The 26,043-nt window shown below is 54.1% G+C and carries 23 protein-coding genes, 1 pseudogene and 1 riboswitch; of the genes and pseudogenes, 12 read left to right on the top strand and 12 right to left on the bottom strand.

What is annotated here, in order from left to right:
• Window positions 1-57: 57 nt before the first annotated feature.
• Together glgP and ylbJ are read right to left on the bottom strand one after the other, a co-directional pair.
• Window positions 58-2,595, bottom strand: coding sequence for an alpha-glucan family phosphorylase (gene glgP, locus MYS68_RS23000; RefSeq protein WP_248928100.1), 2,538 nt, complete (start codon window positions 2,593-2,595; stop codon window positions 58-60).
• A 56-nt stretch (window positions 2,596-2,651) separates the two neighbouring features.
• Complete coding sequence (gene ylbJ / locus MYS68_RS22995; RefSeq protein WP_248928099.1) at window positions 2,652-3,899, bottom strand: sporulation integral membrane protein YlbJ; 1,248 nt, start codon at window positions 3,897-3,899, stop codon at window positions 2,652-2,654.
• Between the two features lie 387 nt (window positions 3,900-4,286).
• On the opposite strand from ylbJ, the gene MYS68_RS22990 reads away from it, so the two are divergent.
• On the top strand, window positions 4,287-4,673 hold the full coding sequence (locus MYS68_RS22990) for a globin domain-containing protein (RefSeq protein ID WP_248928098.1): 387 nt from the start codon (window positions 4,287-4,289) through the stop codon (window positions 4,671-4,673).
• Window positions 4,674-4,684: 11 nt separating this feature from the next.
• Complete coding sequence (locus tag MYS68_RS22985) at window positions 4,685-5,386, top strand: DUF2225 domain-containing protein (RefSeq protein WP_248928097.1); 702 nt, start codon at window positions 4,685-4,687, stop codon at window positions 5,384-5,386.
• A 71-nt stretch (window positions 5,387-5,457) separates the two neighbouring features.
• Here the strand turns inward: MYS68_RS22985 and MYS68_RS22980 are convergent, their stop codons facing one another.
• From MYS68_RS22980 to MYS68_RS22970, 3 genes are read right to left on the bottom strand one after another with little or no spacing between them, the layout of a single operon-like run.
• Window positions 5,458-6,585, bottom strand: coding sequence for a GGDEF domain-containing protein (locus MYS68_RS22980; RefSeq protein WP_248928096.1), 1,128 nt, complete (start codon window positions 6,583-6,585; stop codon window positions 5,458-5,460).
• Between the two features lie 18 nt (window positions 6,586-6,603).
• Window positions 6,604-6,843, bottom strand: a complete 240-nt coding sequence (locus tag MYS68_RS22975) for a hypothetical protein (RefSeq protein ID WP_248928095.1) — start codon at window positions 6,841-6,843, stop codon at window positions 6,604-6,606.
• A complete protein-coding gene (locus MYS68_RS22970; RefSeq protein WP_248928094.1) occupies window positions 6,840-6,989 on the bottom strand; it encodes a YycC family protein in 150 nt (49 codons plus the stop codon). Before MYS68_RS22970 ends, MYS68_RS22975 begins: the two co-directional genes overlap by 4 nt.
• 244 nt (window positions 6,990-7,233) lie before the next feature.
• On the opposite strand from MYS68_RS22970, the gene MYS68_RS22965 reads away from it, so the two are divergent.
• On the top strand, window positions 7,234-9,024 hold the full coding sequence (locus MYS68_RS22965) for a M3 family oligoendopeptidase (protein ID WP_248928093.1): 1,791 nt from the start codon (window positions 7,234-7,236) through the stop codon (window positions 9,022-9,024).
• Window positions 9,025-9,270: 246 nt separating this feature from the next.
• Here the strand turns inward: MYS68_RS22965 and MYS68_RS22960 are convergent, their stop codons facing one another.
• Window positions 9,271-10,521 (bottom strand): methyl-accepting chemotaxis protein, encoded by a 1,251-nt coding sequence (locus MYS68_RS22960; RefSeq protein ID WP_248928092.1) that lies wholly within the window; start codon window positions 10,519-10,521, stop codon window positions 9,271-9,273.
• Window positions 10,522-10,693: 172 nt separating this feature from the next.
• On the opposite strand from MYS68_RS22960, the gene MYS68_RS22955 reads away from it, so the two are divergent.
• Both MYS68_RS22955 and MYS68_RS22950 read left to right on the top strand, forming a co-directional pair.
• Complete coding sequence (locus MYS68_RS22955) at window positions 10,694-10,915, top strand: hypothetical protein (RefSeq protein ID WP_248928091.1); 222 nt, start codon at window positions 10,694-10,696, stop codon at window positions 10,913-10,915.
• 28 nt (window positions 10,916-10,943) lie between these two features.
• Entirely contained in the window at window positions 10,944-11,330 is a 387-nt protein-coding gene (locus MYS68_RS22950) for a VOC family protein (RefSeq protein ID WP_248928090.1), read from the top strand.
• A 94-nt stretch (window positions 11,331-11,424) separates the two neighbouring features.
• Here MYS68_RS22950 and MYS68_RS22945 read toward each other — a convergent pair whose 3' ends face one another.
• Window positions 11,425-12,036 carry a hypothetical protein gene (locus MYS68_RS22945; protein WP_248928089.1) on the bottom strand — a complete coding sequence of 204 codons (612 nt, stop codon included), beginning with the start codon at window positions 12,034-12,036 and terminating at the stop codon, window positions 11,425-11,427.
• Between the two features lie 144 nt (window positions 12,037-12,180).
• Window positions 12,181-12,408 carry an alpha/beta-type small acid-soluble spore protein gene (locus MYS68_RS22940; RefSeq protein ID WP_248928088.1) on the bottom strand — a complete coding sequence of 76 codons (228 nt, stop codon included), beginning with the start codon at window positions 12,406-12,408 and terminating at the stop codon, window positions 12,181-12,183.
• A gap of 154 nt (window positions 12,409-12,562) precedes the next feature.
• Here MYS68_RS22940 and MYS68_RS22935 point away from each other — a divergent pair, with 154 nt between their 5' ends.
• The 5 genes from MYS68_RS22935 to MYS68_RS22915 all read left to right on the top strand — a co-directional run bounded on the left by MYS68_RS22935 (window position 12,563) and on the right by MYS68_RS22915 (window position 19,623).
• Window positions 12,563-13,057, top strand: coding sequence for a hypothetical protein (locus MYS68_RS22935; protein ID WP_248928087.1), 495 nt, complete (start codon window positions 12,563-12,565; stop codon window positions 13,055-13,057).
• 157 nt (window positions 13,058-13,214) lie between these two features.
• Window positions 13,215-15,587 (top strand): helix-turn-helix domain-containing protein, encoded by a 2,373-nt coding sequence (locus tag MYS68_RS22930; protein ID WP_248928086.1) that lies wholly within the window; start codon window positions 13,215-13,217, stop codon window positions 15,585-15,587.
• A gap of 463 nt (window positions 15,588-16,050) precedes the next feature.
• Window positions 16,051-17,685 (top strand): extracellular solute-binding protein, encoded by a 1,635-nt coding sequence (locus MYS68_RS22925; protein ID WP_248928085.1) that lies wholly within the window; start codon window positions 16,051-16,053, stop codon window positions 17,683-17,685.
• Window positions 17,686-17,784: 99 nt separating this feature from the next.
• Window positions 17,785-18,729, top strand: a complete 945-nt coding sequence (locus MYS68_RS22920) for an ABC transporter permease (protein ID WP_248930988.1) — start codon at window positions 17,785-17,787, stop codon at window positions 18,727-18,729.
• A 12-nt stretch (window positions 18,730-18,741) separates the two neighbouring features.
• Window positions 18,742-19,623, top strand: a complete 882-nt coding sequence (locus MYS68_RS22915; protein ID WP_248928084.1) for a carbohydrate ABC transporter permease — start codon at window positions 18,742-18,744, stop codon at window positions 19,621-19,623.
• A 287-nt stretch (window positions 19,624-19,910) separates the two neighbouring features.
• Here MYS68_RS22915 and MYS68_RS39130 read toward each other — a convergent pair.
• The 4 genes and pseudogenes from MYS68_RS39130 to MYS68_RS22895 all read right to left on the bottom strand — a co-directional run bounded on the left by MYS68_RS39130 (window position 19,911) and on the right by MYS68_RS22895 (window position 23,087).
• Window positions 19,911-20,248 (bottom strand): annotated as a pseudogene (locus tag MYS68_RS39130) (PD-(D/E)XK nuclease domain-containing protein).
• Between the two features lie 442 nt (window positions 20,249-20,690).
• Complete coding sequence (locus MYS68_RS22905; RefSeq protein ID WP_248928082.1) at window positions 20,691-20,858, bottom strand: AAA family ATPase; 168 nt, start codon at window positions 20,856-20,858, stop codon at window positions 20,691-20,693.
• Window positions 20,859-20,940: 82 nt separating this feature from the next.
• Complete coding sequence (locus MYS68_RS22900; RefSeq protein WP_248928081.1) at window positions 20,941-22,035, bottom strand: HupE/UreJ family protein; 1,095 nt, start codon at window positions 22,033-22,035, stop codon at window positions 20,941-20,943.
• Window positions 22,036-22,052: 17 nt separating this feature from the next.
• Window positions 22,053-23,087 carry a HoxN/HupN/NixA family nickel/cobalt transporter gene (locus MYS68_RS22895; protein ID WP_248928080.1) on the bottom strand — a complete coding sequence of 345 codons (1,035 nt, stop codon included), beginning with the start codon at window positions 23,085-23,087 and terminating at the stop codon, window positions 22,053-22,055.
• 157 nt (window positions 23,088-23,244) lie between these two features.
• A riboswitch (cobalamin riboswitch) is annotated at window positions 23,245-23,455 on the top strand.
• Between the two features lie 148 nt (window positions 23,456-23,603).
• On the opposite strand from MYS68_RS22895, the gene nrdI reads away from it, so the two are divergent.
• Entirely contained in the window at window positions 23,604-23,963 is a 360-nt protein-coding gene (nrdI, locus tag MYS68_RS22890; protein ID WP_248928079.1) for a class Ib ribonucleoside-diphosphate reductase assembly flavoprotein NrdI, read from the top strand.
• Window positions 23,950-26,034, top strand: a complete 2,085-nt coding sequence (gene nrdE, locus MYS68_RS22885) for a class 1b ribonucleoside-diphosphate reductase subunit alpha (protein WP_248928078.1) — start codon at window positions 23,950-23,952, stop codon at window positions 26,032-26,034. Before nrdI ends, nrdE begins: the two co-directional genes overlap by 14 nt.
• Window positions 26,035-26,043: the final 9 nt, after the last annotated feature.

Here is a 26,043-nt window from a genome sequence, read left to right as displayed (position 1 = left end):
GGCGTCCATACTCTAAGTACATGCATAAGTACATACATACATGAAACCAGACAGGCATTATGTGCTCGTCACGAGCGGAAGCTCGAACGAGGTGGCGAAGCTTGGGCTGACCGAGTATACGCGCACCGAAAAGTGTGTTCCATGCTGCAGATGCGCCGGGATGACGCCGGTAAAACGCGCGGCGCTGCCGGAGATCGGCTCTACGGGAGCAAGCCGCACCGTAACCGGCTCCCAGACGCCGCCTTTGTCCTCATAATAGACGGCTTCCACCGCGACGTCCTTATACCAGACCGGACCGAGATCGAGCGCGGCCATAACGGATTTCATACCGGCGGTGGCGGCAGGAGCCGGTACGCCCTCGGGAATGCTGTCCGTGACCCGGACGATGCGGACGCGATGCCAGTTTACGATAATAAACTGCTTGTAATCGGCCACCTTCGCCGCTTCTTCATTGTGGTTCGCGATGAACCGGAGCGTTCGCTCGATTGTCGGAACGTAAGCTTTTTGCGTATATTCCTGAACCATCCGGTCCGTATTGTACATGGGAGCAAGCGTCTGGATCGAACGTTTCATCCGGGCGACCCATCCCTCCGGAATGTCGCCGCCCCCGCTGTAGTAGAGCGGAACAATGTCCTGCTCCAGCACGCGGTAAAGCGACTCGGTGTTTTCCCGCTCCTGGGTTTCGGGATCGGCCGAAGCGTTCGCCTCGATGCTCCAGCCGTTCGTCCCGTCGTAGCCTTCCTCCCACCAGCCGTCCAGCACGCTGAAGTTAATGACGCCGTTCATCGCGGCTTTTTCGCCGCTTGTGCCGCTCGCCTCGTAAGGGCGGCGCGGGTTGTTCAGCCATACGTCGACGCCTTGCACGAGATGACGGGCCATGTTCATGTCGTAATTTTCAAGCAGCACGATTTTGCCGCGAAAACGGTCCATCCGGGAAACGCGGTAAATTTCGCGAATGAGCTCCTGGCCCGGATGGTCGGCAGGGTGGGCCTTGCCGGCGAAAATAAATTGCACCGGACGCTCCGGGTTGTTTACGATCCTCTCCAGCCGGCCCAAATCGCGGAAAAGCAAATTCGCCCGCTTGTACGTGGCGAACCGTCTGGCGAAGCCGATCGTCAGCGCTTCCGGCGACAAATAAGAGCCGGCCTCCTCGACATGCTCGGCCGGTTCGCCGTTTCGGCGCCGCTGCTCCTGCAGATTGGCGCGGGCGAACTCGATCATGCGCTGCTTCAGCAGCCGATGCGTATTCCACAGCGATTCGGCCGGAATCAGGTCGATCGACTGCCATACCGCGGCGCTGCACGGATTGCGCCGCCAAGTGCCGGGCAGGAAGCGATCGTACAGCTCCTTCAGCTCCGGGGCGAGCCACGTCCCCATATGGACGCCGTTCGTGATGTGCCCGATCGGCACGTCGCGCGTATTGATATTGCCGTGAAAGCCGCGGAACATGCTGCGCGATACATGGCCGTGCAGCTTGCTTACGCCGCCGCGCAGCGCCGATGTATTCAGGGCGAGGTGCGTCATGTTGAACAGCTGCTTTTCCTCGTCCAGCCCGAGCCGAATAAATGCGCCGCGGTGCTGGCCCCATTCGGTAAACAGCGGAGCGAAATAATGCTCGAACATCGGCAGCGGAAACGCGTCGTGGCCGGCCGGTACAGGCGTATGCGTCGTAAACACCGTGCTGGCTCGCACGATCTCCACCGCGACGTGAAAAGGGACGCCGCGCTGCAGCTGTTCGCGCAGACGTTCGAACGCCATGAAGGCGGCATGCCCTTCATTGATATGGTAGGCGACGACCGGGATGTGCAGCGCCCGCAGCGCCTTCACTCCGCCCATGCCCAGCAAAATTTCCTGCGCAATGCGCGTATCCTGATTGCCTCCGTACAGCTGGGCGGTCAGCTCGCGGTCCCATGGGCTGTTGCCGTCGATGTCGGCATCGAGCAGGTAGACGCGGCCGCGGCCGACATCCACACGCCACACCTGCAGGCGAACCGTGCGGTCCGGAAAAGGCAGCTCCACGTACAGCGGCTCGCTGCCGGCGCCAAGCGCAGGCAGAATCGGCAGCATATCGAAATCGTAGACGACCGGCTCGGCCAGCTGCCGGCCCTCGCTGTCGATTTTTTGCGTGAAATAACCTTTCTTGTAGAGCAAGCCGATGCCGACCAAGGGCAAGCCGAGATCGCTCGCGGACTTGCAGTGATCGCCCGCCAAAATGCCGAGGCCGCCCGAATAAATCGGCAGCGATTCGTGAAAGCCGAATTCGGCCGAAAAATAAGCGATGGAATAAGCGGTATGATGAGGATACGTTTTTTGAAACCATGCGTCTTGCTTGCGGTAGTCGTCCCAGCGGCGGACGACGCGCCCGTAGGCCTCCATATATTCCGGTTGTTCGGTCAGCCTTTGAAACGTCCCGGCATCCGTTTCCGCAAGCAGGCGGACCGGATTGTGGCAAACAGCGTCAAACCGCTCCGGGTCTATGTCCCGAAACAAACGGAGCGCATCGTCGTTCCAGCTGTACCATACATTCAGGCTCAGCTCGGGCAGCCTGGACAGCGCTTCGGGCAATTTTTGCGCAATTTCGGATAAGAAAGGCATCGTTTCCCGTCACCTCGTGTATATGTATAGGGCAAAGCCTTGCAATAGACAGTATATTATCCGGATTTGGCAACTAATTCATACATCTTTTTGGCAGCGAGATAGACCAGATAAAGCAGCGGAACCAGCAGCAGCGACGCAGCGAATATAAACCCGGCCGAAGGAAAAAGCCACTGCAGCGTACTGCCCCACGGGGAGGAAACGATGTCGATGGAGGGCAGAAAGGCGGCTGCTTCTTTGCGCAGCGGTCCGAGCGTCTCCCACAGCACGTATACGGCTGCGGCCGCAAGCAGACCGTGCAAAAGCCGCGCCATAAGAAACGGCATATAACGCAAATTCGTGTGATGCAGCAGGCTCACGACCTGGGCGTGAACCGACAGACCGCTCCAGGAAAGCACGAAGGCGGCGATCGCCGCTTTATGGATGAGCGGAATGCCGCTGCCGGCGCTGCCAGCTGCCTTGGCGCCGAGCGTCACTTCAAAAAAGCCGTTCACGACCGCTTGCGACAGCGGAAGGGGGATGGAAAAAAGCCGCAGCACGGAGTCAACCGCCATATACAGAAGGCTCATCACGCGACCGGAGGTCAGCATCTCCATGATGACGGAGAAAAAAACGACGAGTCCGCCTATCACCATAATGAGCGATAGCGAGGAACGCACGGAATCCCGCAGCATCGTGCCGAGCGGGCGTCCGTCGGCAAGCCGGGCGGCATGCATGGCCTTGAACGCACGCAGCAGCATCGGTCCGCTGAATTTGGGAGCGAGCTGCACCTCCGCCGTTTCGTGCCTTCTGCCGTGGAAACGGTATAGCAGCCCGATCATCATAGCGGTACCGTAATGAGCGATGGCTAAAATGCCGGCAAGGCCCGGGTCGTGGAAAAAGCCGACGGCGACCGCGCCGATCAGAAAAATCGGGTCCGATGTCGTCGTAAAGCTGACGAGCCGCTCGCCTTCCTCCCGGCTGACGAGTTTTTGCTCACAAAGCTGGGAAGTGAGCCGCGCGCCGACCATGTACCCGGAAGCGAAGCCCATCGCCATCACGAAGCCGCCGATGCCGGGAATCCGGAACACCGGCCGCATCATCGGGTCGAGCAGCGTGCCGAAAAAATGGACGATGCCGAGGCCGAGCATCAGCTCGGAAATGACGAGAAACGGCAATAAGGACGGAAACAGCACGTCCCACCAGATGGATATTCCCTTGAGTGCGGCGTGAACGGCCTCCTGAGGAAAAACGATCGCAAGCAGCGTGATGGACAAAGTAAGGAAGGCGACCAAATAGGCGGGATGAATTTTTTTTAGGGACATCGTTTTCATCTCCTGAGAGTGGGCTCATCAATGATTTATATGACGCAAGCAGGACAAACATGTCTGGAGCAGGCGGGCTGGAAACGGGACGGGGACTGGCAGGGGCCTGAAAAAAGTTGGCGGGTCGCATATTGTTGCTGTATTGGGGGGCCGAATATGGTACAATAGTACCAATATGAGAATGGGAGTGATCCATATGATGATGGGTATTATTGCCGGAATTCTCGTATGCGGGTTCGTTTATGTGATCCGGGAAACACTGATGGGCGCCGGTGAAGAAGATTTGGAAAGCTGAATCGGACACTCTCTGTTACCTGATGCAGGCGGGGTGCTAATTGGAAAATTAGCACCTTTTGTATTCACATTCGGAAAGGAACAACAGCAGCCATGGAACAGTATCAAACGATTTATGAAGCGATAGGCGGAGCGAAGACCGTTCGCCGGTTGGTCGAAGCCTTTTACCCTAAAGTGCAGGCGGATCCGCTCATCGGTCCGCTTTTTCCCGACGACATTACCCCGGTGCAGGAGAAGCAGTATTTATTTTTAACGCAGTTTTTTGGAGGGCCTGCGCTCTATTCCGATCTGTACGGGCATCCGATGATGAGAGCGAGACATTTGCCGTTTCCGATCACACCGGAGCGGGCGAACGCCTGGCTAGCCTGTATGGCCGAAGCGCTCGCCGAGATCGGACTTCCTGCACCGCTGCAGGAAATCGTGCTCGAACGGCTGAAAGGACCTGCTTATCACTTTGTCAACTCGGAAAATGAGGAGTGAACAGCGGAGCCGTGTTAGAGCCGTTATTTCAAGTGAAGGTGGAGTGCCCGAACTGCGAGGCGCAATTCAAGACGTCCCGCGTTCGGCCCAGCTTTAAAAAATCCGCCAAGTCCGACACGGACTTTTGCATTCATTACAAGGACATCAATCCTGACTATTATGTGGTCAGGGTTTGCCCGTTTTGCGGCTTCGCCGGCACGGAAAACTTTTCGGGCAAGCTGACGCCGGCCCAGAAGAAGCTGTTTCAGGAAAAGCTCGGGCAGCATTGGAGGATGCGCGATTACGGGGGCGAGCGCACCGCGGTGGAGGCGATGCAGACCTACAAGCTGGCTTTGCTCTGCGCACAGGTCAAAAACGAGAAGGATCGCGTGATTGCCGGGCTTTTGCACCACATCGCCTGGCTGTACCGGTATGAAGGGAATCAGGCTCAGGAGAGGCGTTTCCTGGAGTTTGCGCTGGAGGCATACACGCGGGTGTTCGAAACCGAAGCGGACGAGGTAAACAACGCCAGGCTCATGTATTTGATCGGCGAGCTGAACCGCCGCCTCGGCAATTACAATCAAGCGGTCCGATGGTTCGCCCGCGTCGTCAACGACCGGCGGATCATGGATGCGGGGATGATCCGGGCGTGCCGTGCACAATGGACGCAGACGCGGGAAGATATGCTGGCGGCGAACATGGAGCTTCCCGAAGATGCCCGGGAATTGAAATGATAGGGTGAAAGCGCAAACGAAGCAACGCTTAAAGCTGAAGGCCGTTCCGTTTGGAACCGGCTCCGTACGCTTTAAGCGTTGTTATTTTTTACCTTTAATAAAGAGGCGTCGGAATAGTAAAGCGAGTATTTGTTTTTACCGGTGCGTTTGGAGACGTACAGCGCCTCGTCCGCTTCCGAAATGATGCGCTGCAGATCGTCGTTCGTTCGTGTCGCTACGGAAATGCCGACGGAAATCGTGACGCTCGGTTTGTCCGTTCCATCGATTTCCCCGTTCGGATCGGTAAAAGGAGTCGAGGCGACTTTGCTGCACAGGCTGTGCGCATACGCGGCCAGCTCCTCCTCGTCCGTCGTTTGGCTCATGATGATGAATTCCTCGCCGCCGTACCGGGCGACATAATCCTGCTCTTCTATCGAGAGGCGCAGCAGCTCGCCGACATGACGAAGCAGCTCGTCGCCGACGAGATGCCCGTAAGTATCGTTAAAGCTTTTGAAATTATCGATGTCGATCATGAAAATGGAAATTTTTCGGCGTTTGAGTGTGTTTTTCGCGATGCCAAGAAAGCTGCGAATGTTGGGAAGCTTGGTCAGACCGTCCTGATTGGCCTGGAATTCGAGCTGCCGGTGCAGCATCCAGTTGCGGTTCTCGTCGTTAAACATGTAGATGAGGACGGTGATGGCGGCGGCGGATAGCAGAAACATGTATAGATGAGCACCGTAGACGGATAACGTTTGCTGCTGGGTTTCGTAAAACAGGATAGCTACGCGCGAGGCGCTCAGGACGGCGCATACTTTGATGCCGTCCCAAACACGAATGGCAATGTATCCGTTATCATTCTCTTTCTGATGAAAAGACGAACTGATGATAGCCGGCAGCAGCAGATCTTGTATCAGATGCTGCATGTAAGAAGGATCCGCTTTGAAAAAGCTGTAAACAGCCGGAATCATCGTCGAAAGCAGCGACATGCCCCATCCGAAACGAAGGCCGGCCATCACGATCGGGGCGAAGCGAAGATCCGAAGGCAAGAAACCTCCGCTCACCGGCTGCAGCATCATGATGATGGATGCGAGGCCGGTCAGGAGCGGTACGGCCAGCCATTCGCAGGATTCGATAAATATCCGGTTGCGAATTTTCAGCGCGATGTAGTTTAGCGTGACGAGAGTACATGCATGGAACAGCGGGATGAGAAGATCACCCACGGAAAAACTCCTCCTATGCTAACGGGAACCTCGCAGGATCTGATTGGCCAATAAATAATCCCCGTCCGTATCGATGACAAACAAGCGGTTTCGGCAGCACGGAAGGACAAGCCATCGTTTTGCTCCTTCGTGAATCGTATGCAGGTCTTTTTTCTTTAACGGCAGCAGCACATTTTCCTTATCGCAGAAAGGACAGGCACTCACGTAAACGTCGTTTTGAATGAGCTCGTAAGGCCATGTGTTTTCGAACGGAATCATGATTTGTCCTCTGTGTCAGATTTGGAAATTTCCAGCAATTTTTGCATCAAAATGTGCTGCGGCATATGCATCAGATGCTCTACTGGCACCTTAAGCGCTTCAGCCAGCTTGAGGGCCGTTTCAGGAGAAATGTTTAATGGTTTCATCGGAATCGCCTCTTTGCTATTTTGTTTCAAAAGCTCACAAACTGTGTGATATTTCAATAAATCTAGTCCGGAAAGTACATTGAATAGTTCTATAGTCCTTATTTAATCATATTTCATAAAATAGAAGCAACTAAAATATACGGAAATTTTTGTTACCTTATGAACTTTATGTTTTAATGAAGATAGCTGCGCTTCCCGATAGTTTATCATGCGGCAGCGCGAAAATAAAGGAGGACGGTAAACGATGCAGCATCCGCTTAAACAGACATGGGATTTGGATCGAATTTTTCCCGGAGGCAGCGGTTCGCAGGCTTTCGCAGCTTTTTTGGAGCGGCTGGACCGGGATATTGAGGAGTTTCAAAGCAAGCTTCAGCAGGCTAGCCCGCCGCAATCCGCCGACCAAACGGACGTTTTATTGACATTGGTGGAATTGTTGCAGCATATTTCGGTCGGCCTGCGGGAAGCGGACTCGTTTGCGGCCTGCCTTGCCGCGCAAAATCAGCAAGATAAGCAAGCTGTTCTTCTGGGCGGTCGCATCAAAACGATCGCCGCGGCGTTCGAATCGTCATTGACCCGGTTCGACCGGCTGCTGACCCAAATCGGCGATGATCTCTGGGAAAGGCTGCTGTCGCACCCGGATCTGAAGACGGTCGGTTTTCCGCTGGGCGAAAGGCGCGAGCTGGCCAAGGAGAAGATGTCTCCGGAGCTGGAATCGCTGGCCGGCGATCTCGCCGTTGACGGTTACCACGGCTGGGGCGAGCTGTACAACACGACCGTCAGCAAGTATCGCATTTCTTTTGAGGAAAACGGAAAACCCGTCGATTTGTCGGCAGGCCAGGCATTCAATAAGCTGCACAGCCCCGATCGTGCGCTCCGGAGCCGGCTGTTTGCGCAATGGGAAGCGGCGTGGGGCGAGCACGCGGATTATTGCGCTGATGCGCTCAACCGTTTGGGCGGCTTCCGGCTTCAGCTATATAAACATCGCGGCTGGGAATCGATCCATAAGGAACCGCTGGCGATCAATCGAATGACGGCGGAGACGCTGCAGACGATGTGGGACGTGATCGAGCGGAATAAAGGGCCGTTCGTCCAATATTTGCAAAGGAAAGCCAAGCTGTTCGGTTTGGAGAAGCTGAGCTGGCACGATGTAGACGCGCCGGTGGGCGAAGGCGGCAAGATTTACTCTTACGATGAAGGCGCCCGGCTCATCGTGGACCAGTTCCATCGCTTCAGTCCGAAGCTGGCGGAATTCGCCGAGATGGCGTTCGAGCGCCGCTGGATCGAAGCCGAGGATCGTCCGGGCAAGCGGCCCGGCGGCTTCTGCACGTCGTTCCCGGCCGCGCGCGAGACGCGGATCTTTATGACGTACGCCGGCACGGCGTCGAACGTATCGACGCTGGCTCACGAGCTCGGTCACGGTTACCATCAGCATGTGATGAACGATTTGCCGGCGCTGGCGCAAGAATACGCCATGAACGTCGCAGAGACGGCCTCGACGTTCGCCGAGATGGTCGTTTCGGACGCCGCCGTCAAAAATTCGGAGAACGAGGCCGAGCGGATCACGCTGCTGGAGGACAAGATCCAGCGGTCGGTGGCCTTCTATATGAATATACATGCGCGATTCATCTTTGAAACGGCCTTCTACGCGGAGCGGAAAAAAGGCCTCGTCAGCGTCGACAAGCTGAACGAACTGATGCTGCAGGCGCAAAAGACCGCCTACTGCGACGCTCTCGGCGAATACCACCCGCATTTCTGGGCTTCGAAGCTGCATTTTTACATTACGGAAGTGCCGTTTTACAACTTCCCTTACACGTTCGGCTACATGTTCAGCGCCGGCATTTATGCCGCCGCGCTCCGGGAGGGCGCCGCGTTCGAAGACAAATACGTCGCCCTGCTGCGCGACACCGGCAGCATGACGGTCGAAGACCTCGCGATGAAACATCTCGGCGCCGATCTGCGCAAGCCCGATTTCTGGCAGCAGGCGATGGATATGACCGTCGCCGACGTCACGGAATTTTTGCAGCTTACGGAATAGTCCCTCCACAAGAAGGGACGAAAGACTCTCACGAGTCCTTCGTCCCTTTATTGCAATTTCGACCGTGTCGGATACTCCTGGGTCAAAGTCGCTCATCCATGCCGGACAAACGCGAACTAGCAGCGAGCAGCCCCGCAAACCAGGCGGGTCCAGGGCGCCCGAGCGCCTTAAGGGCTTTGCGGAGCAAAGCCGGCTTCGGAAGCCTGGGGTCCCCCTTCAAGGGGGATTTAGGGGATGGGGGCGGAATCAAATTTTAAATATGGCTATCGATTGCTGCAGCTCGCTGACTCGCTTCATCATCTCTTCCGACTGGGCGACAATCGCCTTAACGGCGGAGATTTGCTCGTTCATCGACGCGGAAACCTCCTCGGTGCCCGCCGCAGATTGTTCCGTGATGGCCGAGATGTTCTCCATCGTCTGGGAGATTTGCTGCGCGCTTGCCAGCATTTGATCGCTTTCGCTGGCGAAAGCGGCGATTTGTTCGGATATGAACTTGACGCTGTTTACAATATCCGCAAACACCTTCTCCGTCTCTTCGATGAGCTGAGCCTGGGAGCGGACGACTTCCTCGTTTTCCGCGATATGCGTGAGCGCCTGGCGAATCCCTTCCTCAATGGTGCGGACCAGGTTAAATACTTCCTTCGTGGATACCGTCGATTCTTCGGCCAGCTTGCGGACCTGCTGGGCGACGACGGCGAATCCCTTGCCGTGCTCGCCGGCACGGGCCGCTTCGATCGAAGCGTTAAGCGAGAGCAGGTTCGTTTGCTCCGCAATGTCGGAAATCGAGCGGGTAATTTTCGAGATGCCATCCGCCTGCTGGGCGAGCAAATCGATCGTCTTCGATACGTTGGCGGTCGCTTCGACGTTGCGGCGGGTTCCTTCGCTTTGGATTTCGACGGCCTTCATTCCTTTTTCCACCAGCGAAATCATTTGCTCCGACTTGGAGTTCATTTCTTTGGTGGAATGAGTGTAGGAAGTGACCTTGTTTTCGATTTCTTTCGTAGCGGCGGAAATATTGGAGATTTCCTCGGAAATCTGATTGGCGCCGGCAGCGAGTTCCCCAGCCGATACGTTGACCTGCTCAAGCACGTTTTGCAGGCCTTCGTTTTTCGAATAAATATCGCGGCTGGAGTCCGAAACGTGTTTGGTCATATTGCCCGTATTGCTCAAAATTTCGCGAAGTTTGTCGATCATTTTGTTGAAAGCGTTACCAAGCTCACCCAATGAATCATCCGATGTGATGAGGATTTTTTGCGAGAAATCTCCTTTGGAAATCGAAAGGGCCGCTCTGGTCAAATCTGCAACGGGCTCGGTGAGCGTTTTTTCCAGCCAGTTTACAAAGGGATAACTTAGCGCCAGAAGCGCTGCAACCAGAATAATGCCGATCGTGACGTTGCTTCCGCTTGAGATGATCCAGAACAAGAGCGCTGCCGAATAGACGGCCACCAGGATATAGCAGCCGAGCTGCAGCTTTCTTTTAAACGACAAAGAACTCATCAAAATCCTCCTTCAAATGACATTCGTTGGTAGTTTAGTTGCATTATATCACTGGGATTCAAAACGGTCTATAGCTTTTATACAGCCTTTTGTACTAGTACCTTTAGTGCTATCGTCCGTGCACATCTGTGACTTATAATGAAAGTAAATTGTTGTCGGAATGAGGGATTGGATGTCGCTGGCCAACTGCAAACATTGCGGGAAATTGTTTATTCGGCAGAAGGAGCCGTACTGCACCGAGTGCCATTCCAAACAGGCAAGCATGTACCGCGAGATGCGGGAATATTTGAAACGCAATCCGAAAAGCACGGTGCTTGACGTTCACCGGAACACCGGTATCCCGCTCGCGACCGTCCTTCAGTTGCAAAAGGAAAGCTTCGTCCCGTATAGTTAAGCTAGCGATCGAAGAGGGGATGGAGCCGATGATTGAATATACGATGCTGCATCATGTGAGCATTATTGTACAGGATCTGGACGCCGCCAAACGCTTTTACCGGGAAGTGCTGTGTTTAAAGGAAATCGAAAGGCCGCCGTTTGATTTTGCGGGCGCCTGGTTCGGCATTGGGGACGGACAGCAGCTGCACTTGATCGTGCACCGGGGCGAAACGCAGCGTCATGGCGGCATCGATACGCGGGACGGTCATCTGGCGCTGCGTGTTTCAAGCTACAAAAAAACGCGGGAGTGGCTCGATCGGTGCGGGGTTCCATACGAAGCGAGGCCTCATGCGAAGGCGGGATTTCCGCAAATTTACGTGCTTGACCCGGACCGGAATGTCGTGGAGCTGAACGCGGACGTTTTGGACGAGTAAGCGGTACGGATTATAGCCGGTTGATGCGAAGCTCTAACCAAATATTATGCAAACAGGCTGCCGGTTGCCGGCAGCCTGTTGTTTTCGCAGGAGGTCACTCATCTCCAAAACGAACTTCCTTATCCAAAATGACTTCTTTAGGGGCGGTGTCCATCGGCATTGCAAAAGGAATTAAAGAGAAGACCAGCTCCGAGACGTCTTCCGGCAAACGCGGGGTTACGAAAAAATTCAGGTGGGCTTGTCCGCCTCCGCCATGGGAACCGTGTCTGTGCACATTGTATGGCTCGGCGCCGGTGATTTCAAGGTGGAGGTGCGGCCGTACATGGACTCTGGCGTCCTGCCGGATTTGCCTGATGTCGAGATGCACCATGCTCCCGTTTTCGTGCTGCATCGAATGGGTCAGCACATATTCGAACCCGTCGACGGTCGTTTTTTTCATGATCGAAATGACGTTAAGCAGCTCCCCGGGGCCATCGGAAAAGACGGGCGCGTCCCCTTCGTTCAAGCGGTGCAGCAGCCAATTGATTTGGGGAACGGGTATTTCATAAGTTTCCGCCCATTGCCGGATCAGTTCTTTCGGCGGAGAAAACCTTTTGCCCCCGGCGAGGGTTTTGCGCTCGACGATAAGCTCGAGCAGCTTCTGGTCGATTTGCTTCACGGCATCATTATATTCGCTCGGCAGCAATCGCAGTTCGGACCATCCCATTTCCGCTCATCTCCTGAAATAAATATGCAGCAATATCCTTTTCCAATCATACCAAATTTAGGCGGTCGGTGGAATTTTTCCGAATGAACGCGAAAAAGACGGTCCTGGTGGAGGGCCGTCTTCGGTTAAGTATGATGAATCGATTTATCTTGCGAATTTGCCGGCGAGTTGCTGCTCGGCGATTTGTACGAGACGGCGGGTGATATGACCACCGATTGCGCCGGTGTCGCGAGTAGCCATGTAGCCGTAGTAGCCGTCTTGAGGAATTTGAATGCCCAGCTCCTGAGCCACTTCATATTTCAGTTGATCCAGCGCCTGATTAGCTTGAGGCACAACCAGTTGGTTGCTGCTGCGAGATTGTCCTGCTCCCATTGTTATCACCTCCTTCGTTACGTTAGGTAGTATGTGCCAAAACAAAGATTATACGCATAGGAGCGTCTGGGAATTTTATCCTGGATCTTTCGTGTCGCGAAACGCCGCCCATGTTATAATAAATCATCGAATTTTTCATATACCGGAGGGCGCTATGTTTATATTAAGCTGTACGAATTGGTCGTTTGATCACGGGCTGCAAATCATCCATGCCGATGTGAAGATGGAGGCGGATGGAGCTGTTTTGATAGAGGAACCTTTATGCGTCGATGTCGGGCTGCCGGCGCTTTTGCTGAGCGGGCTGGAGGATACGGACAGCAACAGGTGGGCCAGCCCCGAGGAATGGCGGAAGATGCCGTTTTTTTGCTGCGGCTGCGGGGACCCCGAGTGCAGGGCGTTTTCGTTTCGCGTGCGGCATGACGGAGATTTCGTCAGGTTGACGGAACTGGAGGAAAGGCCGGACAGAGAGCCGCGGGAATTGTTCGAAGCCGAGATTGCCGCGGATGAGTACCGCCGGGAAATATTGCAGGCCGGCCGGCAGTTTCTTCGTTTTATCGAAGGTTTGGATTACCGGCCTTACTACGGGAATACGGTTTCCGAAGTAAAGCAGCTGATCGGCAGGCTGGAAGAGGCGGTCCGGAAGATCTGATTTTTGCATAAAAATAGTTATGTACTCCTTTAAAAAGAACGGGTAAAATTAGAGCCAGGAAGGCATGAATTCGGCACTTGGGCGTTAATTCCGGCCGCTGGAAGTTGCGGCCGGGTTGCCGCAGTTCGCAAGTCCCGTCGCTGGAGGAGGGATTGTCATGTTTTTGGAGCGTATTTGGCCGAAGCGTCGGAGTATCGTGCTCAAATGGCTTTTCTCTTATATCGTCGTCCTGCTGCTGCCGATCGTCATCAACGTTGTCGTGTACTACGAGTCGAGCAAAACGCTCGAGAGCGAAATCCATCAAGCCAACAGCTCCTTGCTGAAGCAGGTGAAGGAGGACATGGATAATCAATTCCGCAACATGGAGCGGCTGAATTTCGAGCTGACCTGGAATTTGAAAGTACAGGACATGCTCTATTCCAATAAATATGATTCCTATCCCAACGAACTGCCTTACGACCAATACCAGGTAACGCAGGATATGAAGGTTTACAAATCCGCGTATCCTTCGATCGACGATTTTTATATGTACATCGGTTCCCAAGACGCTGTGCTGCTGCCGGGTACTCGAAGAGACAGCGATTTGGCTTATAAGCTGCTCGTTGATTATAAAGCGCTTACATTTGAACAGTGGAAAGGGCTGATGAGACAGCGCGAGCTTCGCGGATTTATGCCCATCGTTCGCCTCGATGAGGAAGGGAAGCCGAGGAAGGCGATTGCTTACGTGAGCAGCTACCCGGGCCGCACGTCCGACCAGACCGTCGCAACCAACGTGATCCTGGTGGACCGGTCGCGCCTGATCAAATCGATGGAAAACGTCCAGCTGTTTACAAGCGGCCTGGTCATGGTCATGAACAAAAACAACGAAGTGCTGCTGGCCAATACCGACGCTCCGTTGCCGGCCGCGCTGCCTTTGGATAAATTCAAAGACGCATCCGGTTTGTTTTATTACGAAGAGGGCAGCAAAAAATTCGAAGTATTTTATATTCAATCCGCCGCTTCCGAGATGAAATACGTTTCGATCATCCCGAGCCAGCTGTACTGGGAAAAGGCGGAGCATGTGCGCACGTTCACCTACATGAGCATACTTATCAGCATTTTGGGCGGCAGCGTTTTGATGTACATTTTCGTGTGGAGGAACTATGAGCCGATCCGGCGGCTGGTCAAATCGTTCGCAGGTAAAATCAGCTTCCCGTATGCGAAAGATGAGAACGAGCTGAACTTCCTGCAGCAGGCGATGGACGTCACTCTTCATGAAATGGATAAGCTGTACGACCGCATGAAGCAGCAGAACAGCCAGCTGCGCTCCAATTTTATCGTGAAGCTGCTTAAAGGTCGTCTTGACAGCCAGTTGCCCGTGGACGAAGCTTTGACCGCCTACAACATGCGGTTTCAGTCGGAGGAGTTTGCCGTGCTGCTGTTTTATGCGGAAGACAGCCAGCCGTTTTACGAAAGAATTCCCAATATGGATATAGGGGAAAAAAGGAAGCTGATGCAGTTTGTCATTACGAATGTGGTTGAAGAGCTCGCATCGCAGAAGCATCGCGGCTTCGTAGCCGAGATGGACGATACGATGGCATGTTTGATCAATATTGGCATCGCGGCGGAAGGCGGTACGGAGGAACTGATGAGAATCGCCCGCGAGGCTCAGCAGTTTTTGGCGAACACGTATCACATCCGGCTCACGGTATCCGTCAGTGCCGTTCACTCCGGCTTGAACGGTATTCCCCAAGCGTATATGGAGGCGCTGGACGCGATGGAATACAAGCTGGTTATCGGCAGCAAGGAAGTGCTCTCTTACGAGGAGATCCAGAAGGATGCGGGGAGCGACGCGGAAAAGGCGTATTATTATCCGCTGCAGGTGGAGCAGCAGTTGATCAATTACGTCAAGATCGGCGATGTGGAGAAGGCGAAGCGGACGCTGGAGGATGTGTTCGCGGCGAACTTCTCCAAGCCGGTGGTCCCGGTCCAGCTCGCGAAATGCCTGATGTTCGACCTGGTCGGCACGATGATCAAGACGATTAACGAAATCGGCGACATACACGATACCTTTTTCATCGAAAATCCGAAGAGAATCGAACGTTTGATGGCTTGCGAAACGGTCCGGGACATGCAGCAGCAGCTCGGCGAGCTTTTGATCAAAGTATGCGAATACACATCAGCCAAACGGCAAAAGCATATCCAGCAATCCCGGCAGCGGGCGCTAAGCGAGCTCGTGCAGGAGGTCAGCGCTTTTATCGAGGAACACTACAACGATGTGAATTTGAACATTTCGATGATCGGCGACCATTTTGACATGAAGGCGACGTATTTGTCCAAGCTGTTTAAAGACCATACGGGCGAAGGACTGCTCGATTACATCAACAAGGCGCGCATCCGCAAGGCCAAGCAGATGATCGCCGACCACAAGAAAAGCGTGACGGACGTGGCCGGGCTGGTCGGCTACAACGATGTGAACGCGTTTATCCGCACCTTCAAGAAATACGAGGGAATCACCCCCGGAAAATATAAGGAATCGCTTGATGCATAAGCCGCCGCGAGGCGGCTTTTTATGCGTGCTGGAGTGGAATAGAGCACAGAGTCAAGCGAGCCGGCATCAGATTTTGCGCAAGCAAAATCCATGCAGGCAAACGCGGGCAAGAGGCACGCAGGAGCTCACAAGGCATCGCGCCAAAAGTAAAGCGAGCCGGCATAGAATTTTTTAGCCATAGGCAAAAAATTCATGCCGGACAAACGCGAACTAGCAGCGAGCAGTCACGCACTACGGGCGGGTCCAGGGCGCCCGAGCGCCTGGGGTCCCCCCGGTGGGGGGAATTAGGGGGGGCCTTCATATATTTTGCATACCGTTTTGGATATTTTGCAGATACCGATTGGAGGTTTTGCATATGCCGATGGATATATTCAGCATACCCAAAATGAAAACGCTGTCATATGATTGGAATGTGAGATTCATCTCTCGCCACTTTGCTTATATGATCAGGAGGTCAACAAAAATGACAAAGAAAAGCAAACTCATCTCTGTCTTACTGTCAGCCACCATGATGAGCAGCTTTGCAATCGCTTGCTCCAAGCAAGACGCTCCTGCCCCAAGCAACTCGGGTTCGTCGTCACCTCAGTCGGGCGCTACCGCAACAACGTATCCTATAAAAACAGACAAAACGCTGACATACTGGGGAGAACTCCCGGGCAACCTGACCGGCGTGAAGTCGAGCCATCAGGATACGCCGTTTTTCCAGGAATGGCAAAAGAAAACCGGCGTGCCGATTAAATTTACTTCGGCTCCGACCAACCAGGCCAAGGAAGCGCTTAACGTGATGCTCGCATCGGGCGATTTGCCGGATATGATCGAATTTGACTTTCTGAACGGCTTCCCGGGCGGGCCGGAGAAGGCGATCAAAGACGGGTACATCTTGAAGCTGAACGATGTCATCGACAAATATGCACCGAACCTGAAAAAATATTTGAAGGAGCATCCGGAAGTCGACAAGATGGTCAAAACGGACAACGGCAGCTACTACGCCTTCCCGTTCATCCGCGGCGACGCCGACCTGATGGTGTACCAAGGCCCGATCGTCCGCAAGGACTGGCTTGACGAGCTCGGTCTGCCGGTTCCGCAGACGGTCGACGATTGGACCGCCATGTTGAAAGCGTTTAAGGAGAAAAAAGGCGCTGCCGCCGCATTCTCCGTCAACAGCAAGCCGCGTGTGTTCAACGACTTTGACAACGGCGCATTTTCCGGCGCATTCGGGGTCACCCGCAAGTTTTACCAGGAGAACGGCCAGATCAAATTCGGCCCGGCGGAAAAAGGCTACAAAGATTTCCTCGCCTTGTTCCGCAGCTGGTACGCGGATGGGCTGCTTGACAAAAACATCGCTACGATCGATACGAAGGCGATGGACTCCACGCTCGCCACAGGCGCAACAGGCGCGACGGTCGGCAACGCGGGAGGCGGCATCGGCAGATGGCAGCCGCTCGTTCAGGAGAAGGATCCGAAGGCTCAACTGATCGCAGTGCCGTATCCGGTGCTGAAAAAAGGCGATACCCCGAAATTCGGTCAGCTGGATCAGCCTTATTCTCCGGGCGGCATGGTCGCCATCACGGCGAAGTCCAAAAACGTCGAGCTCGCCGCACGGATGCTGGACTACGGTTATTCCGAGGAAGGGCATATGTACTTTAACTTCGGAACCGAAGGCGTCAGCTACAAGATGGAAAACGGCTATCCGAAGTATACGGACCTGCTGATGAAAAACCCGGATAAACTCGCTCCGGCGCAGGCGATGTCCTTGTACGTCAGAGCCAACTACAACGGGCCTTTCGTTCAGGATAAACGCTATATCGAGCAGTACCTGGCTCTGCCGACGCAGCGCGATGCGATCAAAATATGGCAAAAAACCGACATGGCCAAATACCAGCTCCCGCCGATCACGCCGACGCCGGAGGAAAGCTCGGAATACGCGAAGATCATGACCGACGTGAATACGCTGGTTGACGAAATGACGCTGAAAATCATTTTGGGCGCTGAACCGCTCGACAGCTTTGACAAATATGTGGAAAAAATGAAATCCGTCAAGCTCGACAGAGCGATTGAGATCCAGAAAGCCGCGCTTGACCGTTATAACAAACGTTAAGGATGAAAAGGGGGAGGAGTCTCTTCCTCCCCCCCATTTACCTCGTCATGACGGCGAAAGATGAGGAAGGAGGGGACGCAGATGGCCAAAACTGTGGCGATGGAAGCCACCCGAGCTGCGGCATCCCGGCAAAATACGTTTGCAAAACGGGTTGTCAGGGATTTTTTGCTGAACAAATATTTGTACCTGATGATGGTTCCGGTTCTTGCGTATTACGGCATATTTCATTATACGCCGATGTACGGCGCCATTATCGCCTTCAAAGATTACACCCCGATGAAGGGGATTACCGGAAGCGAGTGGGTCGGCCTTGAGCATTTCAAAGCTTTCATGGGGAGCTATTACTTTTGGCGAATTTTAAAAAACACAGTCATCATCAGCTTGTATTCCCTCTGTTTTGAATTTCCTATGCCTATTATATTGGCGCTTCTCATCAATGAAGTTCGGCACCAGTTGTTTAAGCGGGCGGTGCAGACGATCACGTATATGCCTTACTTCGTTTCTTTGGTCGTCATCTGCGGTATGATCGTCGACTTTACGAATAGCGACGGGGTTATCAATACCCTGCTCACCTATTTCGGTTATGACGGCAAGTCGATGCTGCAAAAGCAGGAATTATTCCGATCCATTTATATCATTTCCGAAATTTGGCAAAAAATCGGCTGGGAGTCGATTATTTATATTGCGGCGCTGATGGGCATCGATCAGGAGCAATTTGAGGCGGCCCGGATCGACGGGGCCAGCCGCTGGAAGCAAATGATTCATATCACGCTTCCCGGTATTCTGCCGACGATTACGATTCTGTTCATTTTACGGATGGGCAACATGCTGAACGTCGGGTTTGAAAAGATCATTTTGCTCTATAATCCGGCGATCTACGATACGGCGGACGTCATTTCCTCATTCGTCTACCGCAAAGGCTTGCTGGAGCTCAGCTGGAGCTACAGCTCGGCGGTCGGTATCTTTAACTCGATCGTTAACCTCTGCCTGCTGATCTCGGCCAACTACATCAGCCGCAAGGTTAATGAAAACAGCTTGTGGTAAGGAGGAACTGTCATGAATCGAGAGTCCGGCGCGATCGATAAACTGTTTGACATCATCATCCATGCTCTCCTGATCCTGCTTGTTGCAGCGACGCTGTATCCGCTGCTTTATGTCGCCTTCGCTTCCATCAGCGATGCGGGAGAATTGATCAGACATAAGGGATTTCTCTACAAGCCGCTCGGTTTTAGCCTGGAAGCGTACAAAAGCGTTTTTTCCAACCCCGGTATATTGACAGGATATCGCAATACGCTGTTTATCGTCGTTTTTGGTGTAGTCATCAATCTGCTGATGACCGCTCTCGGCGCGTACGTATTATCCCGGAAAAACGTCATGTGGAACAAATTGTTTACGTTTCTGATCGTGTTTACGATGTTTTTTCAAGGCGGCATGATTCCGGTCTACCTTACGGTCAAAAACGTAGGGTTAGTCAATTCCTTATGGTCCCTGATCCTGCCGTTTGCGATTAATACGTTCAACCTGATCATCATGCGCACGGCGTTTTTGGCGGTGCCCGACAGCCTGGAGGAATCGGCCAAAATCGATGGAGCCAACCACTTTACGATCTTGTTCAGAATCATTATGCCTCTTTCCATGCCGGTGATCGCCGTCATGATTCTGTACTATGCGGTGGAAAAGTGGAACGGCTGGTTCTGGGCTTCGATCTTCCTGAAGGACCGTGAGCTGTTCCCGCTGCAGATCATCCTGCGCGAGATTTTGCTGGCGAATTCGACGGACAGCATGTCCACAGGCGCCGCGGCCGCGGAACGCTTCCAAATCGGCGAGACGATCAAATATGCGACGATCATGGTTTCGACGATTCCGATTTTGTGCGTGTATCCGTTTGTGCAGAAGTATTTTGTTAAAGGGGTAATGATCGGGGCGGTGAAGGGATAAAACGACGACGGCATGCCAAGGGGCGTGCCGTTTTTTTTGGGGAGGAACTCGATGATGAGACGCTGAATCCATTTGTCTTTCGTGGGGGTATTCCCTTCGGCCTGCTCTTGAAATCGTATGATTTGATTGAAACTAGCGGATTTCATACGATTTCAAAGGCAGGACGTAAACTCCTCCGGGAACACCCCTCACCTTGTCAAGGGATTCATCGAACAGTCAAGTTCCTAACAAATGACGGCATGACGTCAACGTTTTATCCCGTATTTGGTGAAGCAGGCAAGAAGGGACTACCGGGAGTGTATCCGGACTTCCTTGCCGGCGAAGGCGATGCCGAGATTCGCGATGTCGCTTACTCCGCGCTCGATCAGATCGTTTGCGTACCGTTTAGCTTCAATTTGCCGCAGAGCGGCATCGGCCGCCTGCTCCAGCGTTTCGCCTTTGCGTACTTTTTTGAACTCAAGGATGACTCCTTCGCCGGGGTTTTTGGAATAAGCATGACATCGTACCGTCCGTAACCGGTCTCCCGGTTTGATTTTACCTCGTAGGTATCCTGCTGGCTAACCAGAAGGCCGGGGACGAACGCGTGGTAAACCTTTTCCGGCTCACCTTCTCCCGTATCGAACATGCTGAACGTCTTCTCCACAAAATCGCTGAAAATGTCGGCAAAGGTCTCCGTATTCCCGCTTGTCAGCGCCTCCAGCATCATGCGGTGATGCCTGCTCTGGATGCTCGTGTTGAACCAACTCCTGATTATGTCCTCGTACAAATATTCGACTTCCCGGTTGGGGATTTTCAGCTCGCAGATCAACTGCTTGTCCTGCTCTTTCGCCACCGGTTTGAGGTATCCGCAAAACAGCAGGAAGCTCCAGAGGGCAGCCGAGCTGCTCTCGATTTCCTGAAGGCGGTATGATCGGTGATTTCTTTGCGGATTCCTTCTCCACGGATCAAATCTTCGAGCTCCTGCTTCACTTCACCGCCGCTGCGCATAAGCATGAGCCGCACCAGATCATTGCTGCTCGTATTGACCCAATATGGACGGAATCCGTCCTTCGGGTTGCTTGCATAATTCAAGACGACCAAGGATTATAAATGACGGTTTCGCCAAAAATGTAACCGTTGTACCACTTTTTCACTTCAGCCATTTCCGTGCCGATGACGTAATATTCCAGCAGCTGCTCGACCTCCGGTTCCTCAAGTCCGAAAAAGCGGCTGTATCGCTCATTCAGTACGGCCATCTCGCCCTTTCCCGAATCTTAATAACCATAGTTTACCAAACTGTTCGGGAGTTCGAAAACGGAGCAGAGTCCCGTGAGAAACTCACGGCAGCAAACCGATACGCTGAAGGAACCAATACAGCGCGACCAGAAGGACCAGGGCGGAGGCGCCGACAACGCCGGTGCGGTAGCGCGGGGACCGCTGCAGCCTCAGCAGCAAAGGCAGGGCGAGCGCGACCAGGGCGAGCTGGCCGGTTTCGACGCCGATATTGAACGAGAGCAGTGAGCTGATCATGTACTGCTCCGGCAGACCGATTTCGCCGATCGCTCCGGCGAAGCCCATGCCGTGAATGAGCCCGAACAGGAAGGTGACGGGCCAGCGCAGGCGGAAGGAGCGGGCCGTCATATTTTCTACGGCGACGTAGGCGATGGTGAGTGCGATACCTGACTCGATCCAGCGGGAATCGGCGGCAATGTGGCCTGTTGCGGCGAGAAACAGCGTGATGCTGTGTGCGATCGTGAAGGCGGTGACGATCTTGACGATCTCCTTCAGCTTTTGGGCAACGAGGACGAGCGAGAGCAGGAACAGCAGATGGTCGTAGCCTCCCAAAATATGTTTGAGGCCCTGAACAAAAAAGGTCCAGGCGGAGCCCAGCATGTTTGTCCTGACCATCGGCTCGTAGTGATATATGCGGTTCATCGTATCGAAGACGGTTTGGTCCATATCGTTGCCCCGCGTAATGACGGCGAAATTCAGATGCAGCGGATCGGCATCGTCAAACAGCAGGCTGTAACGTATGGTGAGGCCGGTGACGGCGGATTGTCCGGCGAAGCTGAGGCGGAACGAAACGGCGGGAATCCCCGTCTTTTCGGTGGTTTCTATGGAATTCAGGGCAAGCGGAAGCGGGCCGGACGGCGTTTCCAGCTCCAGATGCGCGCGAATATAAGCTTCGAGCGCCGCGCGCTGGGCATCCAGCTCGGCGGGCTCCAGCTTGTTGTCTTTGTTCGTATCGTACGCGAGCAGGCTGGGCTCAGGAATCGTCAGCTCGTATTGAACGGTCTTTCCTTCGATCGAGATTTGCGAGTAGCCGTTATTAAGCGGGTGCGCCTCGGCGGCAGGCAGCCATCCCCATCCGAGGGGCAGCGCCGCCAAGAGCCATATGCCTGCGCGAAGCAGACGGAACAGACGGGTCAGCATGTTATCGTTATGCTCCTTTAAGCGTCAAGAGAACTCCAGCGTTCCTCCAGCCGGAACCATTTCCATATGGCGACGGAGACGGCCCACGCCAGCACGAACAATGCGACCAGCATATAGCCGAGCGTGCCGAAGTCGATGTTTTGGACCTGGTCCCAGATGCCGCCGGACAGGCCGAGCTTCTCGGAAACGACTTGAACCAGCTCGATCGTGCCGATCAAGAGAGCGGCTACGACGGCCAGCGCGGTGACCGACAAATTATAGTATAACTTTCGCATAGGAGTATTGAAAGCCCAGCGGTAAGCCCTGTTCATGAAAATGCCGTCGGCGGTGTCCATCAGGCTCATCCCCGCAGCAAACAGCAGCGGAAACGACAATATGCCGAGCACGGGCAGCTGATCCTGGGCCGCTCCGGCCGATATCGCCAGCAGCGCGATTTCGCTTGCCGTATCGAAGCCGAGGCCGAATAAAAAACCGAGCGGATACACGTGCCAGCTCCGGCTCACGAACCGGTACAGCGGGCTCAGCAGGCGGGAGAAAAATCCGCGCGACTGCAGCAGCTGCTCGAACTCGTCGGGCCCGCTGCTTCCTTTGCGGTACTGGCGAAACAGCCGGAACAGATTGATTAAAATGACCAGGTTGATGATGCCGATGATCACAAGGAAAGCGCCGGATACCGAAGCGCCGATCATGCCGCCGATTTCCTGCATTTCCGGCATTTCCTCCTGCACCCAGTGGACGGAGAGCGCCGTGGCGATCGCCATCAGAAACACTACGCTAGAATGACCGAGAGAAAAATAAAAGCCGACTCCGAGGGCGTTTTTCTTTTGCTCGACGAGCTTGCGGACCGTATTGTCGATAGCTGCGATATGATCGACGTCAAACGCGTGGCGCAGTCCCAGAGTATAGGCGAGCAGCCCCATTCCCCACAGTCCCGGATGCTGCCGCGCAGCGACGAACAAAAAGGCGATGCCCGCCACGTGCAGCAGTGCGACGACTCCGGCGTAGCCGAGCCAGGAGCCTTGTTTTGCGGCATTATGCCGATTTTTTCGCAAAAAGATCCACCTTCTCCCGAAACTTCGTGTTACGAATCGTTTTCAATGTAACACAGATTGCCTTTAGTGTGAAGATAATGGGAGGAATCTTTTTCTACCAATGCTCCGAAATAGATTGACAAATACAATATATTGATATAAATTTAAATTCACTAACTACATATGGTTTTGAATAGGTGCGATTCGACCGTTAAACGACGAATCGCTTAAAAGGGAAGCCGGTGAGAAGCCGGCGCGGTCCCGCCACTGTAAGAGAGGAGTATCGGTCCGGGCAGCCACTGGCATTGTCTTGTCGGACAAGCCGGGAAGGCGGACCTTACGTACGTTGAACCTCGAGCCAGGAGACCTGCCTGTTCATAGATACACACCCTGCGGAGAACAGGAAGGTGTTCGCTTCGTCCAAGACGCAAGTGCGCATTTGTTGCGTGCACGTACTGGCGCATTCGGCCCTTCTTTGCCGGATGCGCTTTTTCATTCGGGTGAATTCTTCGCGAATGCCGGAAGGAGACGAGAGATTTGCTCATTGTTTATGATTCCAAGACGGGAAATGTCCGGCGGTTTGTCGGCAAGCTGGATATGCCCGCGGTACAAATCGAAGAGCAATTGACGGTGGACGAGCCGTTCGTGCTCGTTACATATACGACCGGGTTCGGTCAGGTGCCGGATAAGGTGGCCGCTTTTCTGAAAAGAAACCATCGCCGTCTCGTCGGCGTATCGGCCAGCGGCAACCGCAACTGGGGCGAAGGCTTTGCGCGGAGCGCGGACCGGATCGCCCGCGAGTACGGAGTGCCGGTGCTGAGCAAATTCGAGCTGTCCGGAACAAGCGGCGATGTGGAAAAATTTAAGAGAGAGGTGAGCCTCGTTGCGGCACATTGAATTAAACAACTTGCTTATGCGAAGAGGAACGGACGGATTTTTCCAATTGGATAAAGATAAGGAAGCCGTTCGGGCTTTCATGGAAGAAGTACATACGAAGAGCATGCGCTTTGCCGATACGGCGTCTAAAATTCGCTACATGATCGACAACGACTACTATGAGAATGTGTACGAGCGGTATTCGCAGGCCGATGTGGAGGAGATTTTTGCGATCGCGCACGGCTACGGCTTCGAATTTCCTTCCTATATGGCGGCGTCGAAATTTTATACCGATTATGCGATGAAAAGCAACGACCGCTCGCTGTATCTCGAGCATTATCCCGACCGGGTGGCGATCGTCGCCCTGCATCTCGCCCGCGGCGATATGAGCGCGGCGAGGGCGCTCGCTTCGGCGATGATGGAGCAGCGGCTGCAGCCGGCCACGCCGACGTTTCTGAATGCGGGCAAAAGCCGGCGCGGCGAGATGGTGTCCTGCTTCCTGCTCGAAATGGACGATTCGCTGAATTCGATCAACTTCATCCTTGGCGTCTGCATGCAGCTTTCGAAAATCGGGGGCGGCGTCGCCGTCAATCTGTCGAAGCTGCGCGGCCGGGGAGAGCCGATCAAAGGCGTGGAAGGCGCGGCGAAAGGCATTATGCCGGTGCTGAAGCTGATGGAGGACGCGTTTTCCTACGCGGATCAGATGGGGCAGCGCAGAGGTTCCGGAGCGGCGTATTACAACATTTTCGGCTGGGATGTCATGGAGTTTCTCGACAGCAAGAAAATTAACGCCGACGAGAAAACGCGCCTGAAGACGCTGTCGATCGGACTCATCGTGCCGGATAAGTTTTACAAGCTTGCCGAGGAAAACAAGCCGCTTCACGTGTTCGCTCCGTATACGGTCCGTCAGGCTTACGGCGTGCATTTGGACGATATGGACATGGACGAGATGTACGACACCCTGCTCGCCGACGACCGCGTGCGCAAGAAAGCGGTCATGAGCGCGCGGGATATGCTGGTCAAGATCGCCACGATCCAGCTCGAATCCGGCTACCCGTACATCATGAACAAAAGCAACGCCAACCGCGTGCATGCATTGAAAAATCTCGGTTCGATCAAGATGTCGAACCTGTGCACGGAAATTTTCCAGCTGCAGGAAACGTCGGAAATCGGCGATTACGGCGTGGCCGATCTGATCCGCAGAGATATAAGCTGCAATCTTGCGTCCCTTAACATCGTCAATGTGATGGAACGGAAAAAGATCAAGGAATCGGTGCACGAAGGGATGATCGCCTTAACGGCGGTCAGCGACATGACGAGTGTCGCCAATGCGCCGGGCGTAGCGAAAGCGAACCGCGAGCTGCATTCGGTCGGACTCGGCGCGATGAATTTGCACGGCTATTTGGCGAAAAACCAAATCGCGTACGAAAGCGAAGAAGCGAAAGATTTCGCCCGCACTTTTTTCATGACGATGAACTTCCACTCGCTGGAAAAAAGCATGGACATCGCCAAAACAACCGGCATCACGTTTGACGGCTTCGAGCGGTCGGACTATGCGAGCGGAGTCTATTTCGACCGGTATACGGAAACCGACTTCCGCCCGGTAACGGACAAGGTAAAGCAGCTGTTCGAGGGCATTCATGTCCCGTCTCCGGAAGATTGGAGGAAGCTGAAGGAAGCGGTGCGGGCTCACGGGCTGTACCACGCCTACCGGATGGCGATTGCTCCGACGCAAAGCATTTCCTACATCCAGAACGCGACGTCCAGCGTCATGCCGGTAGTGGAGACGATCGAAACGCGGACTTACGCCAATTCGACGACTTACTATCCGATGCCGTATTTGAGCCCTGATAATTACTTTTTCTATAAATCGGCTTACCAAATGAATCAGTTCAAAGTGTTGGATCTGATCGCGGAAATCCAGGCACACGTCGATCAGGGAATATCGACCGTGCTTCACGTCAACAGCGACGTCACGACGAGGGAGCTCGCCCGCTATTACATTTACGCGGCGAAAAAAGGCTTGAAGTCGCTGTATTACACCCGGACGAACCGCTTGTCCGTTGAGGAGTGCGTCAGCTGCTCCGTATAAGATACATAC

The organism is Paenibacillus hamazuiensis (assembly GCF_023276405.1).
Taxonomy (GTDB): domain Bacteria; phylum Bacillota; class Bacilli; order Paenibacillales; family NBRC-103111; genus Paenibacillus_AF; species Paenibacillus_AF hamazuiensis.
The sequence above is the reverse complement of the archived record's forward strand: the minus strand, read 5'-3'. Positions and strand labels throughout refer to the sequence as shown.

What these genes read in the sequence shown, in the direction of transcription:
- glgP (WP_248928100.1), bottom strand. Translation starts at nt 2,595, where the DNA reads ATGCCTTTCTTATCCGAAATTGCGCAAAAATTGCCCGAAGCGCTGTCC.
- ylbJ (WP_248928099.1), bottom strand. Translation starts at nt 3,899, where the DNA reads ATGTCCCTAAAAAAAATTCATCCCGCCTATTTGGTCGCCTTCCTTACT.
- MYS68_RS22990 (WP_248928098.1), top strand. Translation starts at nt 4,287, where the DNA reads ATGGAACAGTATCAAACGATTTATGAAGCGATAGGCGGAGCGAAGACC.
- MYS68_RS22975 (WP_248928095.1), bottom strand. Translation starts at nt 6,843, where the DNA reads ATGATTCCGTTCGAAAACACATGGCCTTACGAGCTCATTCAAAACGAC.
- MYS68_RS22970 (WP_248928094.1), bottom strand. Translation starts at nt 6,989, where the DNA reads ATGAAACCATTAAACATTTCTCCTGAAACGGCCCTCAAGCTGGCTGAA.
- MYS68_RS22965 (WP_248928093.1), top strand. Translation starts at nt 7,234, where the DNA reads ATGCAGCATCCGCTTAAACAGACATGGGATTTGGATCGAATTTTTCCC.
- MYS68_RS22960 (WP_248928092.1), bottom strand. Translation starts at nt 10,521, where the DNA reads ATGAGTTCTTTGTCGTTTAAAAGAAAGCTGCAGCTCGGCTGCTATATC.
- MYS68_RS22955 (WP_248928091.1), top strand. Translation starts at nt 10,694, where the DNA reads ATGTCGCTGGCCAACTGCAAACATTGCGGGAAATTGTTTATTCGGCAG.
- MYS68_RS22950 (WP_248928090.1), top strand. Translation starts at nt 10,944, where the DNA reads ATGATTGAATATACGATGCTGCATCATGTGAGCATTATTGTACAGGAT.
- MYS68_RS22945 (WP_248928089.1), bottom strand. Translation starts at nt 12,036, where the DNA reads ATGGGATGGTCCGAACTGCGATTGCTGCCGAGCGAATATAATGATGCC.
- MYS68_RS22940 (WP_248928088.1), bottom strand. Translation starts at nt 12,408, where the DNA reads ATGGGAGCAGGACAATCTCGCAGCAGCAACCAACTGGTTGTGCCTCAA.
- MYS68_RS22935 (WP_248928087.1), top strand. Translation starts at nt 12,563, where the DNA reads ATGTTTATATTAAGCTGTACGAATTGGTCGTTTGATCACGGGCTGCAA.
- MYS68_RS22930 (WP_248928086.1), top strand. Translation starts at nt 13,215, where the DNA reads ATGTTTTTGGAGCGTATTTGGCCGAAGCGTCGGAGTATCGTGCTCAAA.
- MYS68_RS22925 (WP_248928085.1), top strand. Translation starts at nt 16,051, where the DNA reads ATGACAAAGAAAAGCAAACTCATCTCTGTCTTACTGTCAGCCACCATG.
- MYS68_RS22920 (WP_248930988.1), top strand. Translation starts at nt 17,785, where the DNA reads ATGGAAGCCACCCGAGCTGCGGCATCCCGGCAAAATACGTTTGCAAAA.
- MYS68_RS22915 (WP_248928084.1), top strand. Translation starts at nt 18,742, where the DNA reads ATGAATCGAGAGTCCGGCGCGATCGATAAACTGTTTGACATCATCATC.
- MYS68_RS22905 (WP_248928082.1), bottom strand. Translation starts at nt 20,858, where the DNA reads ATGGCCGTACTGAATGAGCGATACAGCCGCTTTTTCGGACTTGAGGAA.
- MYS68_RS22900 (WP_248928081.1), bottom strand. Translation starts at nt 22,035, where the DNA reads ATGCTGACCCGTCTGTTCCGTCTGCTTCGCGCAGGCATATGGCTCTTG.